The 14,426-nt window shown below is 68.4% G+C and carries 11 protein-coding genes; 8 read left to right on the top strand and 3 right to left on the bottom strand.

The genetic code is table 11. The features are described 5' to 3' along the window. Window positions 1-15 precede the first annotated feature (15 nt). Together H1343_RS14005 and H1343_RS14000 are read left to right on the top strand one after the other, a co-directional pair. Window positions 16-1,203 (top strand): CaiB/BaiF CoA transferase family protein, encoded by a 1,188-nt coding sequence (locus H1343_RS14005; protein WP_185983468.1) that lies wholly within the window; start codon window positions 16-18, stop codon window positions 1,201-1,203. Beyond that, complete coding sequence (locus tag H1343_RS14000; RefSeq protein ID WP_185983467.1) at window positions 1,196-1,981, top strand: enoyl-CoA hydratase; 786 nt, start codon at window positions 1,196-1,198, stop codon at window positions 1,979-1,981. The genes H1343_RS14005 and H1343_RS14000 overlap by 8 nt, the downstream gene beginning before the upstream one ends. Window positions 1,982-1,985: 4 nt before the next feature. On the opposite strand, the gene H1343_RS13995 is transcribed toward H1343_RS14000, so the two are convergent. Together H1343_RS13995 and H1343_RS13990 are read right to left on the bottom strand one after the other, a co-directional pair. Beyond that, a complete protein-coding gene (locus H1343_RS13995) occupies window positions 1,986-2,651 on the bottom strand; it encodes a GntR family transcriptional regulator (protein ID WP_185983466.1) in 666 nt (221 codons plus the stop codon). Then, entirely contained in the window at window positions 2,648-5,602 is a 2,955-nt protein-coding gene (locus H1343_RS13990; RefSeq protein WP_185983465.1) for an FAD-binding and (Fe-S)-binding domain-containing protein, read from the bottom strand. The genes H1343_RS13995 and H1343_RS13990 overlap by 4 nt, the downstream gene beginning before the upstream one ends. A gap of 160 nt (window positions 5,603-5,762) precedes the next feature. Here H1343_RS13990 and H1343_RS13985 point away from each other — a divergent pair, with 160 nt between their 5' ends. Further along, complete coding sequence (locus H1343_RS13985) at window positions 5,763-6,962, top strand: pyridoxal-phosphate-dependent aminotransferase family protein (protein WP_185983464.1); 1,200 nt, start codon at window positions 5,763-5,765, stop codon at window positions 6,960-6,962. Between the two features lie 3 nt (window positions 6,963-6,965). Here the strand turns inward: H1343_RS13985 and H1343_RS13980 are convergent, their stop codons facing one another. Further along, the gene (locus tag H1343_RS13980) at window positions 6,966-7,628 is read right to left on the bottom strand and encodes a GntR family transcriptional regulator (RefSeq protein ID WP_185983463.1); all 663 of its coding nucleotides are present in this window, start codon (window positions 7,626-7,628) and stop codon (window positions 6,966-6,968) included. 198 nt (window positions 7,629-7,826) lie between these two features. On the opposite strand from H1343_RS13980, the gene H1343_RS13975 reads away from it, so the two are divergent. From H1343_RS13975 to H1343_RS13955, 5 genes are all read left to right on the top strand, one after another. Next, window positions 7,827-9,152: a malonyl-CoA decarboxylase domain-containing protein gene (locus H1343_RS13975; RefSeq protein WP_185983462.1), complete on the top strand. Its 1,326-nt coding sequence runs from the start codon at window positions 7,827-7,829 to the stop codon at window positions 9,150-9,152. 44 nt (window positions 9,153-9,196) lie between these two features. Then, entirely contained in the window at window positions 9,197-10,732 is a 1,536-nt protein-coding gene (locus H1343_RS13970; protein ID WP_185983461.1) for a malonate--CoA ligase, read from the top strand. A gap of 73 nt (window positions 10,733-10,805) precedes the next feature. Then, window positions 10,806-11,204 carry a malonate transporter subunit MadL gene (madL, locus tag H1343_RS13965; RefSeq protein WP_185983460.1) on the top strand — a complete coding sequence of 133 codons (399 nt, stop codon included), beginning with the start codon at window positions 10,806-10,808 and terminating at the stop codon, window positions 11,202-11,204. Next, window positions 11,197-11,958 (top strand): malonate transporter subunit MadM, encoded by a 762-nt coding sequence (gene madM, locus H1343_RS13960; RefSeq protein ID WP_185983459.1) that lies wholly within the window; start codon window positions 11,197-11,199, stop codon window positions 11,956-11,958. Before madL ends, madM begins: the two co-directional genes overlap by 8 nt. 295 nt (window positions 11,959-12,253) lie before the next feature. Continuing rightward, window positions 12,254-14,416 (top strand): TonB-dependent siderophore receptor, encoded by a 2,163-nt coding sequence (locus tag H1343_RS13955; protein ID WP_185983458.1) that lies wholly within the window; start codon window positions 12,254-12,256, stop codon window positions 14,414-14,416. Window positions 14,417-14,426: the final 10 nt, after the last annotated feature.

Below are 14,426 nucleotides of genomic sequence, written 5' to 3'. Positions count from 1 at the left end.
GCCAAGGAGACCGACTTGACCGAACCCGCAAGGAAACTGCCGCTCGAGGGCATCCGCGTCATCGATGTCAGCCAGGTGATGGCCGGCCCCTTCGCCTGCATGCTGCTCGGGGACCTCGGCGCCGACGTCATCAAGGTGGAGCCGCCGACGGGAGATCAGACGCGCTCCTCCATGGGCTTCAAGATGAAGGGCGACGACAGCCTCGGCTTCATCGCCATGAACCGCAACAAGCGCTCGATCGTCATCGACCTGAAGTCGGAGGAGGGGCGCGAGACCTATCTCAAGCTCGTCGAGACGGCCGACGTCGTGATCGAGAACTACCGGCCGGGCGCGCTGTCGCGCCTCGGCGTCGGCTACGACGTCGTCTCGAAGATCAACCCGAAGATCATCTACGCCAGCATCTCCGGCTTCGGGCAGAGCGGCCCGTGGTGGGAGCGGCCGGGCTTCGACCTGATGGCGCAGGCCGCCTGCGGCGTCATGTCGATCACCGGCCATCCGGACAGCCCGCCGACGAAGGCCGGCGCGCCCGTCGCCGATATCGGCTGCTCGCTCTTCACCGTCTACGCCGTCCTTTCGGCCTATATCGGGCGCGAGAAGAGCGGCGAGGGTCAGTATATCGACGCCTCGCTTTACGAGGCGGGCCTCTCCTTCGCCGTGTGGGACATCTGCGACTACTGGGGCACGGGCCGTATTCCGGGCCGCATCGGCACAGGCAACCGCATGGCGGCGCCCTATCAGGCGGTGCAGGCGAGCGACGGGCATTTCGTCTTCGGCGCCAACAACGACCGCGCCTTCGGCAAGCTCTGCGCGCTTCTGGAACGGCCGGACCTCGTCGACCACCCCGACTACGTGACCAACGCCAAGCGCCTGGAACATCGCGAGGCGCTGATCGTGGAACTCGAAAAGAGCTTCCGCACCCGCACGCGCGAGGAGTGGGTGGAGACGCTGCTGGCGGCCGGCATTCCGGCCGGCCCGATCCTCGATTACGCCGAGGCGCTCGGCAATGAGCATGCGCAGGCGCGGGGCATGGTGATGCCGATCGACCATCCGGTGGAGGGGCGCGTCAACAATATCGGCTTCCCGGTGAAGCTCATGGGCACGCCGCAGGAGGTGCGCCGCCACCCGCCGCTTCTCGACGAGCACCGCGAGGAAATCCTCGCCGAGATCGGCCTCGCTCGGCAGGGGGCGTCCGAAGATGCCTGACGCGGGGAGCCCGGCGGGCGATGTCCAGCTTCGCGTCGAGGACGGCGTCGCCACGATCGTCTTCGACCGGCCGGCGGCGCGCAACGCCATGACCTTCGCCATGTACGGGCGGCTGGCCGAGATCTGCGAAGAGCTTGGCGGCCGTCGCGATCTCTCGGCCATCGTCCTGCGCGGGGCGGGCGGCGCCTTCGTCGCGGGAACCGACATCTCCGAGTTCACCGCCTTCTCGGACGGCAGCGATGGCGTCGCCTACGAGCGGCGGATCGACGAGGCGCTGGCGCGCATCGAGGCGCTGCCGGCGCCGACGCTCGCGGTGATCGACGGCGCGGCGGTGGGGGGCGGCCTCGCTATCGCGGCGGCCTGCGATCTGCGTCTCGTGACGCCGCGCGCCCGCTTCGGCGTGCCGATCGCGCGCACGGTGGGCAACTGCCTGTCGGCCGGCAACGTCGCCCGGCTGGTGCGCGCGCTCGGCGAAGGGCCGGCAAAGGCGCTTTTGATCCTGTCGCAGATGATCGACGGGGAGGCGGCTCACCGCCTCGGCTTCGCCTTCGCGTGCGTTTTGCCGGAGGAGCTGGAGGGCGAACTGGAGAAATGCGTCGGGCGGCTGCGCGATGCCGCGCCGCTCACCGTCGCGGCCACACGCGAAACCTTCCGCCGGCTGCGATCCGCCGCGCCGCCCGACGAGGACATCGTCTCGCGCGTCTACGGCAGCGCCGATTTCCGCGAGGGCGTCGCCGCCTTCCTCGCCAAGCGCAGTCCCCGCTGGAGCGGTGCCTGACCTTTCAGCCGAGCACCACGCGCAGCGAGCGCAGCTTGTGCGTCAGGTGCGCGCGCAGCGCCGCGCCGAGCCGGGCCGCATCTCGCGAAGCGAGGGAGACGGCGATGGCTTCGTGTTCTTCGGTCGCCTCGCGCCACCGCTCGGATGAAAGGTTCGCCTGATAGCGCGCGCGGTAGACGCGCTGGGCGAGCGTTGCGTGCGTGCGCGCGAGCGTCGGGTTGCGCGCCGCGGCGATGATGGCGGCGTGGATGCGCTGGTTGAGGTCGAAATAGGCCGGCCGGTCGCCCGCCTCGAAGGCTGTGCGCAGCGCGCGCGTCATTTCGCCGATCGCCTCGATTTCGGACGCGCTCGCGGCCTCGGCGGCGAGTTCCCCCGCCGCGCCCTCGAGCGCGGCGACGATCGGCATCAGCTCCTCGACCTCGCGCAGGCTCTGCGGCGCGACCACCGCGCCGCGATTGGGAACGAGGGTCACGAAGCCCTCGTGCGCGAGAACCTTGATCGCCTCGCGCAGCGGCGTGCGCGAGACCGCGAAGAGCTCGGTCAACCGGCGCTCCGGCACCTTCTCGCCCTCCGCGAGCTCGCCCTCCATGATCATCGCGCGCAGGCGATCGGTGATCTCCACCGAAAGCGCGGGGCGCGCGATCTTTCCGATCGGCTCTGCAAGGCTCATGCGGGCTCGTCCTCCCTCAGCGCGTCCGCGAGGATCTGCGCCACGTGCCGGGCTTCGCGCCCGCTTCCGTCCGCGATCTGGTGGCGGCAGGACGTGCCGTCCGCCGCCAGGATCGTGTCGGCCGGCGCCGCGCGCACGGCCGGCAGAAGAGAGAGCTCGCCCATCGCGCGCGAGACGTCGATCGTCTCCGCATCGTAGCCGAAAGCACCCGCCATTCCGCAACAGGACGATTCGATCACCGTGAGGTCGAGCCCCGGCACGAGGCGCAAAGCGGCTTCCACCGCCGGCATCGCACCGAAAGCCTTCTGGTGGCAGTGGCCGTGCAGCATGACCTTGCGCGGCGCCTCGTCGAACGGGATCGACAAGCGCCCGGCCTTGGCCTCGGCAGCGAGAAATTCCTCGAACAGAAAGGAGCGCGCGGCGAGCCGGCGGGCGTCCTCGCCCGGCACGAGCGCGGGGAACTCGTCGCGGAAGGTGAGGATGCAGGAGGGCTCCAGCCCCACCACCACCTTGCCGGCCTCCAGATGCGGGCGCAGCGCCTCGATCGTGCGGGCGGCCTCCTCGCGAGCGCGATCGGCCATGCCGGAGGCGAGATAGGTGCGCCCGCAGCACAAGGGGCGCTTGGGGCCGGCCGGCGCGCTGGCCGTTTCCACCGAATAGCCCGCGGCGGCCAGCACCTTCACGGCCGCGCGCAAGGTCTGCGGGTCGAACCAGCGCCCGAACGTATCGGCGAAGAGGACGACGCCGGTCGGAGCGTCGTCGGCCAACTTGGCGCGGGGCGGGACCGTGCCCTCCTCGTCCCGGAACCAGTCTTTGCGGAAGGCGGGGAGCGAGCGTTCAGCCGCGAAGCCGAAGAGCTTCTGCGAGAGGGCGGCGGCGCCGGGAAGCCTGTCACGCAGCGCGAGCAGGCCGCCGATTTTCGCGGCCTTCGACGCGTAGCGCGGCAGCTCGGCGATCAGCCGATCCTTGGCCGAGAAGCCCTTCGCCTTGCCGCGTTGGTGAAGGATCTCGCTCTTCATCTTCGCCATGTCGACGCCGGTCGGGCACTCGCGCCGGCACGCCTTGCAGGAGACGCAGAGCTTCAGCGTCTCGGCCATCTCGTCGGAAAGGAGGGCATCCGGGCCGAGCTGGCCGGAGATCGCAAGACGCAGCGTGTTGGCGCGTCCGCGCGTGACGTCCTTCTCCTGCCGGGTGACACGGTAGCTCGGACACATCACCGCGCCGGCCGATTTGCGGCAGGCGCCATTGTTGTTGCACATCTCGACGGCGCCCTGGAATCCGCCGGATGCGCCCGGCCAGGCCGACCAGTCGAAGGCCGTCTCGAAGGGCTTCACGCCATAGCCGGGCGGGTATCGCATGAGCCGGCGGTCGTCCATCTTCGGCGCATCCACGATCTTGCCGGGGTTGAGGATGCCGGCCGGGTCGAAAGCCTGCTTCACCTCGCCGAAGGCGCCGGCGATCCGAGCACCGAACATCGCCTCGTGGAACTCGGAGCGCACGATGCCGTCGCCGTGCTCGCCCGAATGCGAGCCCTTGTACTCGCGGACCATGGCGAAGGCCTCCTCCGCGATGGCGCGCATGGTGGCGACGTCCTTCTCCAGCTTGACGTTGAGGACGGGGCGCACGTGGAGGCAGCCGACGGAGGCGTGCGCGTACCAGGTGCCGCGTGTGCCGTAGCGCTCGAAGATCGCGGTCAGCCGGTCGGTGTAGTCGGCCAGATGCTCCAGCGGCACGGCGCAGTCTTCCACGAAGGAGACCGGCTTTCCCTCCTCCTTCATCGACATCATGATATTGAGGCCGGAGGCGCGCAGCTCCGCGATCGCCGCTTGCAGCTTCGTCTCGCGAACGTTGACGACGCCGCCCTCCTTCGCTCCGCCGCTGCCGAACCCGTAGCCGAGATCGCTCATCAGGTCCCCGAGCGCCTCCAGCGAGCGCTCGTTCTCCTCGGGCGTATCGGCGAATTCGACCAGCAAGATCGCAGCCGGATCGCCGCGCACGAACGCGTCGAGCGTCGGCACGAACATCTCGATCTGCCGGGCGAGGCCGATCATCGTCGCGTCGACCAACTCGACCGAGGTAGGCGCGAGCGGCACGATATGCTGGGCCGCCTCCATCGCCGCGCGGAAGGTCGGGAAGTGGCAGGCCCCGAGCACCTTGTCGGAGGAGGGCAGGGGCCACAGCCGGATTTCGACGGCGGTCGAGACGCCGAGCGTGCCCTCGGACCCGACGAGGACATGCGCGAGATTCACGGGCCCCGCATCCGGCAGGACCGCGTCGAGATTGTAGCCACCGACGCGGCGCTGGACGGACGGAAAGCGCGCCACGATCTCGTCCGCCTCGCGCCGGCCGAGCGACAGGAGCGTCGCGACGAGGTCCTGAGGGGGCTCGCGCAATGCGGACTGGTCGAGTTCGGCGAAGCGCGCGCCCCTGCCGTCTGCAAGGATCGCCTCGATCGCGAAGACGTTGTCGCGCATCGTGCCGTAGCGCAGCGAACGCGAGCCGCAGGAATTGTTGCCGGCCATGCCGCCGATCGTGGCCCGTGAGGCGGTGGAGACGTCCACCGGGAACCAGAGCCCATGCGGCTTGAGGAGGCGGTTGAGGTCGTCGAGCACGATGCCGGGCTCCACCAGCGCGCGCCGCCCCTCGACATCGAGTTCGAGGAGCCGGTTCATGTGACGCGACGTGTCCACGACGATGCCCGAATTGACCGTCTGGCCGCATTGCGATGTTCCGCCGCCGCGCATGGTGAGCGGAAGGCGCTCCTCGCGCGCCGCGTCCAGCGCGGCCGCCACGTCGTCCGCGCCGCGCGCGACGACCACGGCCGCCGGCATGATTTGGTAGATGGAGGCGTCCGTCGCGTAGCGCCCGCGCGAGAAGAGATCGGCCAGGACGTCTCCTTCGACACGCCGCCGCAGCTTCTGCACGAGCGCAGGGCGTAGCATCTCTCCCATCACGGTCCTCCCGGCCGGCGCCAAGCCATGCGGCTTGACTGCATTATGAATTCATAATCCAATGAGAGCCGAAACGAAGGCGCGGCGCAAGGGCGCCGTCGCATGCAACAGGGTCGCGCCGGGAGGAAAACCGCGCCGCCCGCCAACGGGAGACCCCGCGATGACCCATCAGGCCGGCCGCCATTTCCTGCAGATACCAGGCCCGACAAACGTGCCCGACCGCATTCTGCGCGCGATGGACTATCCGACGATCGACCATCGCGGGCCGGATTTCCGGGCCCTGGGCGAACGCATCTTCGGCAAGATCGGCAAGGTCTTCGGCGCCGCTGGCCCGGTGTTCATTTACCCGGCATCGGGAACGGGGGCTTGGGAGGCCGCGCTCGTCAACACGCTCTCGCCCGGTGACCGGGTGCTGATGTTCGAGACGGGACATTTCGCCACGCTCTGGAAGAAACTCGCCGAGCGGCTGGGCCTGAAGCCCGAATTCATCGAGGGCGACTGGCGGCACGGCGCCGATGCCGACGCCATCGGAGAGCGTCTCGCTGCCGACAACGCGCACGAGATCAAGGCGGTGTGCGTCGTCCACAACGAGACATCGACCGGCTGCGTCTCGCCGATCGCGGCCGTGCGCCGGGCGATCGACGCCGCGAACCATCCCGCGCTTCTTCTCGTCGACACGATCTCCTCGCTCGGCTCGATCGACTATCGCCACGACGAGTGGGGTGTCGACGTCACCGTCGCGGGGTCCCAGAAGGGCCTGATGCTGCCGCCGGGCCTGTCGTTCAACGCGGTTTCGGAGAAGGCCCTGGAAGCTTCGAAGACGGCCGGCCTCGCGCGGTCGTACTGGGCATGGGACGAGATGCTGGAGCCGAACCGCAACGGCTTCTTCCCGTACACGCCGGCGACGAACCTTCTTTACGGGCTCGATACCGCGCTCGACATGCTGGAGGAGGAAGGGCTTGCCGAGGTGTTCGCGCGCCACGACCGGCATGCCGCGGCGACCCGCGCCGCCGTCGAGGCCTGGGGCCTCGAGGTGCTGTGCGCCGACGAGGCGGCCCATTCCTCCTCGCTGACGGCTGTGATGATGCCGGGCGGCAAGGGCGCGGACGCCTTCCGCAAGGTCGTGCTCGACCATTTCGATATGTCGCTGGGCGCCGGGCTGACGAAGCTCGCCGACCGCATCTTCCGCATCGGCCATCTCGGTGATTTCAACGACCTGACGCTGATGGGCACCTTGTCGGGCGTCGAGATGGGGCTGAAGCTCGCCGGCGTGGAGCATCGGGCCGGAGGCGCGCAGGCCGCACTCGACCATCTGGCCGCCGCCGCGGCCGAACCGGCGATGCGCGCGGCCGCCGAGTAGCGCTCAGGCCGGCGTCGCCTCGCTGAGCGCCGCCACGAGGTCGTGGAAGCGCTCGCCTTGGATCCGCACGTGATCGCGGATGACGACCGCGGCTCGCTCGCCGTCGCCCGCGCGGATCGCGGAGACGATCTCGTCGTGCTCGTCGAAGGAGCGGGAGACGCGCCCGCGCACGCGAAGCTGCATCCGGCGATAGGGTTGGAGAACGGCATGGAGCCGAGCGGCTTCGCCGGCCAGGAAGCCGTTGTGGCTGGCGCGGTAGATCGCGCCGTGGAAATCCGAATTGGCGAAGTAGTAGCCGTCGACGTCGCCCTCCTCGGCGCGTCGGCGGCACGTCTCGTGCAGCGCCTCGATCCGGGTCAGTTCGGAGGGCTGGGCGCGGGCGGCTGCGAGGCGCGCGCACACCGCCTCCATCTCCGCCATCGCCTCGAACCGCTCGGCGAGTTCGGCGACGCTCCACTTGGACACGAAGGTGCCGCGCTTGGGAACCACCCGCACGAGCCCGGAACTCTCGAGCTGCTGGAGTGCCTCGCGGATGGGCGTGCGCGAGCAATTGTGGTCGTGCGCCAGCTCCTCCGGGTCGAGCTTCTGACCGGGGGCGTAACGCCCCTGGATGATCTCGTTCTCCAGCGCCTGTCGCACTCGGGCGCTGTTGGAACGCGCGCGCATTTCCGTTTTCGCCTCCTTCGACGCTTCCGATCCTCCGGCCGGGAAAGCCTACAGCATCGGCCGTGAAACGGGAATCCGAGGCTCCGGGGGATCTTCCCGCGATCGCCGGGCCAACGCCTGTCATCACTTTGTTATATACAACAGCGCCGCATGTTGTGTATATGACGAGCGTGGCAAGTCCTGGGAGGAGATAGGCCCGTGCGTTCGAACATCGCGTTCCTGAACGATTTCTTCCAGTCGCTCGGCGCCGGCGTGCGGCGTGAGCCCCAGCGTCGAAAGCTGTCGCGACGCGCGGCGAGCCTGCGGCTGGACGAAGCGCTGGCCCGGATCATGCGGCCGAGCGGAGAGGCGTCCCGGATCGCGGTGGCCGGAGAGGCGCTCGACGCCTTCGCCGAGCTCGACAGCGCGGGCAAGCTCGCCTTCTTCCACAAGCTTCTCGACGATTACGGCGCCGACGCCGAGGCCATCCGCGCGCGTTACGGCGCATGGGAGGACGAGCCTTCCCACGCGCATCTCGCCGATCTCTTCGAAGCGGTGGAGCCGCAGCGTCAGGCGCTCCTGCGCCGCCTGAACATGGCCGTCGGCGGAACGCTGCAACTCGTGCGCATGCGCGCCGACCTTCTCTCGCTGATGCGCGAGGATCAGAGCCTCGCGCCGCTCGACACCGACTTCGCGCATCTCTTCGCATCCTGGTTCAATCGCGGCTTCCTGGTGATGCGGCGGATCGACTGGAACACCTCGGCCGCGCTTCTTGAGAAGGTTGTCGAGTATGAGGCGGTGCACGAGATCCAGGGCTGGGGGGACCTGCGACGCCGGCTCGACCCGCTCGACCGGCGCTGCTACGGCTTCTTCCACCCGGCGACCGGCGACGAGCCCCTGATCTTCGTGGAAGTCGCCTTGTGCCACGGCATCCCGGACAAGATCGCGCCGCTTCTGGAGGAGGGGCGCGCAGCGGCCGGCAAAGAAGCCGACACGGCCGTCTTCTATTCGATCAGCAACTGCCAGCCGGGGCTTCGCGGCGTCTCCTTCGGCAACTACCTCATCAAGCAGGTGGCGCGCGATCTCGCCGAAGAACTGCCCGTGGTGAAGACCTTCGTGACGCTTTCGCCGGCGCCGGACTTCGCGCGCTGGCTCTCCGAAGAGAGCGACGAGGCGGGCCGCGCTCTGGCGGCGGAACTTTCCGGGTCGAACTGGCGCGGCGACGAGGCGCGCGTGGCGCAACTGGCACCGCTCGTTCAGTCGGCGGCAGCGCGCTACTTCACCGAGGCGCGAGACAAGCGCGGCGCCCCGCGCGACCCGGTCGCCCGCTTCCATCTCGGCAACGGCGCGTCCGCTCATCGCGTCAACTGGCCGGCGGACCTCGCGCCCGGCGCGCTCAAGCGTGCGCACGGTCTGATGATCAACTACCTTTACGAACTCGACGCCGTGGAAGAGCGTCAGGAAGCCTTCGCACGTGACGGCCGGATCGCGCGCGGACCCGAACTCGACAAGGCGCTCGCCCGCCGCCGCCAGCCGGCGGCCTGAAGAAGCGCCCCGCGAAGAAACGCCCCGGCAAGGGAGGAACGACGATGACCGACACGATCTATACGATGTTCGCCGCAAGCGCGGCCCGCGATGGCGCCAAGGCTTTGTTCCGACGCCCCGGTCGACCCAACGTTACCTATGACGAGGCGCTGGAGACTACGCATCGCCTCGCCGGCGCGTTGCACGAGCTCGGCATCCGGCCGGGCGACCGCGTGGCCGTGCAGGTGGAGAAGAGCACCGAGGCCGTGTGCCTCTACCTCGCCACCCTTCAGGTCGGCGCAATCTTCCTGCCCTTGAACACGGCCTATACGGGCGGCGAGATCGACTATTTCCTCGGCGATGCCGAGCCCGCGCTCTTCGTCTGTTCGCCGGGTGAAGAGGGCGCGCACGCCCACCGCCGCACGGCGACGATGCATGTCGAGACGCTGGGCGCGGAAGCCGACGGCAGCCTCATGCAGCGTGCCGAGAGGGCCGCGCCGAGCGCCGAGGTCGAACCGGTGGGCGCGCGGGACGCGGCCGCGATCCTCTACACGTCGGGCACGACCGGGCGCTCGAAGGGCGCGGTCCTGACCCACGAGAACCTGACCTCGAACTGCTGCACGCTTCTGGAAACGTGGCGCTTCACGCAGGCCGACCGGCTAATCCACGCGCTGCCGATCTTCCACATCCACGGCCTGTTCGTCGCCTGCAACATGGCGCTCGCGGCCGGTGCGACGATGATCTTCCTCACGCGGTTCGATGCCGACGAGGTGCTGGACGAGATGGCCGACGCGAGCGTCCTCATGGGCGTGCCGACCTTCTACACCCGGCTCCTGCGCTCGCCCCGCCTCGATGCGAAAGTGGGCGAGGGGATGCGCCTCTTCGTTTCGGGTTCGGCGCCGCTTTCGGCCGAGGACCATTCCCAGTTCGAAAAGCGCACGGGCCACGCCATCCTCGAGCGCTACGGCATGACCGAGGCGGGCATGATCACGTCGAACCCCTATGAGGGCGCGCGCAAGCCGGGCGCCGTCGGACGCCCGCTTCCCGGCATCGAGCTGCGCGTGACGGATCGTGAGAGCGGCGAGGCGCTGACGGACGGCGAGATCGGCGCCGTCGAGGTGCGCGGGCCGAACGTCTTCCGTGAATACTGGCGCATGCCGGAGAAGACTGCCGCGGAGTTCCGCGAGGACGGTTTCTTCAAGACCGGCGACGTCGGTTCGATCGACGAGGACGGCTATCTGCGCATCGTCGGCCGCGACAAGGACCTCGTGATCTCGGGCGGCTACAACGTGTATCCGAAGGAAGTCGAGACGCTGATCGACGCCTTGCCGGGCGTCGAGGAATCGGCGGTTATCGGCCTGCCCCATCCCGATTTCGGCGAAGCGGTGACGGCCATCGTCGTGCCGAAGGGCGGCGCGAACGTCGATGAGCGCGAGACGATCGCCGCGGTGGCCGGCTCGCTCGCCCGCTACAAGCAGCCCAAGCGCGTGATCGTGGTGGACGCCCTGCCGCGCAACGTCATGGGTAAGGTGCAGAAGGCCGAGCTGCGCAAGCGTTTCGCCGATCTCTACGCCGAAGGCCAGGCGAGCGCCGCGCAATAGGGAAAAGAGAATACGGCGCCGCACGGCCTTGGAGGAGGCCGCCGGCGCCGAACCACCTTGGGAGGAAAGAACAATGGTCATCTATGGCGTCGCGATCCTCGCGGCATCCATGATCTTCGGCGTCGCCGCGGGCGACGTGCTCGGACGCCTGATCGGCGTCGAGGCCAATGTCGGCGGCGTCGGCTTCGCCATGCTGGTCCTGATCTTCGTGACGGACCACCTGCGGCGCACTGGTCGGCTATGTCCGGTTTCGGAAGGCGGCATCGCCTTCTGGAGCGCAATGTACATCCCGATCGTCGTCGCCATGACGGCACAGCAGAATGTCGTCGCCGCGCTCAGCGGCGGCCCTGTCGCCATCATCGCCGGCGTCCTCACGGTCGCGGCCTGCATGGCGCTGGTGCCCGTGATCGCCCGCGTCGGCGCAAGCGACGATACCGCACCGGCCGGCGCGGAGGCTGCGCGCCATGGATGAACTCACCAGGCTGCTGGCCGCCAACGGCCTGCTCTTCGCCTTCGTCTTCGTCGGCCTCGTGATGCTCGTCTCTTACCGTCTCTCGGCGTGGCTGACGCGCGGGCGCATCCACGGCTCGGCGATCGCCATCCTGATCGGCCTGGTGCTCGCCTATCTCGGCGGCATAACCACCGGCGGCTCGAAGGGCCTTGCCGATATTCCGCTCTTCACCGGCCTCGGCCTGATGGGCGGGGCGATGCTGCGGGACTTCGCGATCGTGGCGACGGCCTTCGGCGTGGACTTCGCCGAAATCCGCCGCGCGGGATTGAGCGGTGCCTTGTCGCTGATCTTCGGCGTCGTCGTCTCCTTCTTCGTCGGAGCGGTGGTCGCCTTCTCCTTCGGCTACACAGATCCCGTCAGCATGACGACGATCGGCGCGGGGGCCGCGACCTACATCGTCGGCCCGGTAACGGGCACCGCGCTCGGCGCCTCGTCCGACGTGATCGCGATCTCGGTCGCCGCCGGTCTCGTGAAGGCGGTCCTGATCATGATCGCGACGCCGCTCGCGGCGCGGACCATCGGCCTCGACAGTCCGAGGACGGCGATGGTCTACGGCGGGCTGATGGGCAGCACCAGCGGCGTGGCCGCCGGTCTTGCCGCAACGGACGCAAGGCTCGTGCCCTACGGGGCGATGACCGCGACCTTCTATACCGGGCTCGGCTGCCTCGTCGGCCCCTCGCTGATGTATCTGGTGATCCGGGCAATCGCCGGCTGACAGCGGCGATCTCACAGAAGACATGGCTCGCGGCGAAGGGCGAAGACGTCCTCGCCGCGCGTCGCGTTCAGACCTCGCGAAGGGCTTGGCCGACCGGCTCTGCGCGCAAGGCGCGGCGGCGCACACGTTGGCCGCGCGAGGGGTGCGGGGCAGGGCTGCCCAAATACCACAGGCCGGCGAAAAGCTCGGGTCGGCTCGCGAAGATGCGGGCAGCCCCGCGCTCTAATGTTGACTTTTTCACTCTACAAAGCGAGAGCCAACGGACATTCGCTCCTCTAGACGATGGTCCTGCAGCATGCCCGCGCCTTCCTCCGCCACCCGCCGTTTCACGCGCTGGAGCGCGCTGACCACCTCGCTCGTGGCGCTTTGCGCAGGCGCGCCGGCCGTGGCGCAGCAGACGATCCAGCTAGACACCGTCGTGGTCGAGGGACAGGGCGGCACTGGCGGAACGCCCGGCGAGGGCGGCGGTGGCGGCCTGACGAGCGGGGGCTACGTCGCGCGCGCAACGACCACCGGCACCAAGACCGACACCGACATCCGCAAGGTGCCGCAGTCGATCGGCACTGTTTCCCGGGAAGAGCTGGAGGACCGTCAGGTTCAGTCCGTGGTCGACGCCGCGCGCTACACGGCGGGTGTGCGTGCCGGCCAGTTCGGCTTCGATCCGGCCTTTGACACGCTCTACATCCGTGGCTTCGACGTCTCCTATATCGGCAACTACCGCGACGGACTTCGCAATCTAGGCGGCAGCTTCTCGACTTTCCGCCACGAGCCCTACGGGTTGCAGGGCATCACCATCCTCAAGGGCCCGAGTTCGGTGCTGTATGGGGCGGGCTCCCCGGGTGGCCTCGTCAATGTCATCTCCAAGCGCCCGACCGAGGAAGCCTTCCGGGAAGTCGAAACGCAGATCGGCTCGCACGACCGCTACCAGGGCGCGCTCGACCTCTCAGGTCCGATCGGCCAGAACGACAACGTCCTCTATCGCCTGACGGGTCTCTGGCGCTCGGCCGACACCGAGTTCGTCGCCGCCCGCAACGACCGCTTCTACGTGGCGCCGGCGCTGACCTTCCGCTCCGACGACCGCAACACGCATCTGACGGTGCTGGGCGAGTACAGCGACCTGAAGTCGGGCGGTGGGCGCGGCTTCTACACGACGCCGGAAGGTGACATCACAGGGATCGAGCAGGGCGATCCGGCCTTCCGCGATCTGGACAACGAGCAGTGGCGCATCGGCTACGAGTTCGAGCACCGTTTCAGCGACCAACTCGCCGTGCGCCAGAACCTGCGCTATCAGAACGTCGACACCAACATGCGCTTCGTTTCGGTGACGGGCATCAGCGACGATGGCCTTACCGGCTTTCGAACGGCCGGCCAGATCCTCGATGACAGCCGGGCCCTGACAATCGACAACCAGATCGAGGGACGCTTCGCCACCGGACCGGTCGCCCACACGGTGCTCGGCGGGCTGGATTACGCCTATCTCGACAGCACCTACCGCTATGGCGGTGTGGAAGCTCCGCCGCTTGATCTCGTGACGCGCAACTACGGTCGGCAGCCAATTGACGGGCCGTCCTCGCACGACGACGCCTCGACCGCGACCGAGCTTCGCCAGATCGGCCTCTATCTGCAGGATCAGATCGAGTACAACCGTTTCGTGCTTACGGCTGGCGGACGGTACGACTGGGCCGAGAACAGGAGCGACAACTTCGTTTTCCCGGATTCGAGCAGCGACCAGGACGATGAGGAGTTCACGGGGCGCATCGGCCTCGCCTATCTCTTCGACAACGGCATCGCGCCCTATGTCAGCTACTCGACGTCCTTCACGCCGACTGTGGGGGTGAACACGACGACGGGCGAGGCTTTCGTGCCGACGACGGGCGAAATGCAGGAGATCGGCGTGCGCTACATGCCGACCGACCTCAACCTTTCGATGAGCGCGGCGCTGTTCCGCATCACCCAATCCAACACCACGCAGACGCTCGGCGACAACACGACGGTGCAGACCGGCGAGCGGCGCTCGCAGGGGCTCGAGCTCTCGGCGACCGCGGGCCTGACGGACGGGCTGAGCCTGACGGCCGCCTACACCTTCCTTGACATGGAGATCCGGGAGGAGGCCAATTTCGGCAATGTGCCGGCGAGCACGCCCGAGCATCAGTTCTCGATCTGGGGTGACTACGAGTTCCTCAGCGGCCCGGCGCAGGGCCTCGGCCTCGGCCTCGGCGTGCGCTTCATCGGCGAGACCTACGAGACGGACGCCAATCTCGACAAGAACTCGGCCCGAGCGTTGGTCGATGCCGCGATTTCCTACGACTTCAGCCATCTGGGCGGAAATTTCGAAGGCGTGAGCGCGCAACTCAACGCGACGAACATCTTCGATGACCGCGAGGCGCTGTGCAACAATGGCTATTGCTATCGCGAGGAAGGGCGCAACGTCATCGGCTCGCTGCGCTACCGCTTCTGAGGCGAAGGGG

Origin of the sequence: Aureimonas mangrovi (assembly GCF_014058705.1) — a bacterium.
In the GTDB taxonomy this organism is placed as follows: domain Bacteria; phylum Pseudomonadota; class Alphaproteobacteria; order Rhizobiales; family Rhizobiaceae; genus Aureimonas; species Aureimonas mangrovi.
Note: the sequence above shows the minus strand (reverse complement) of the source record. Positions and strands in the feature narration are given on the sequence as shown.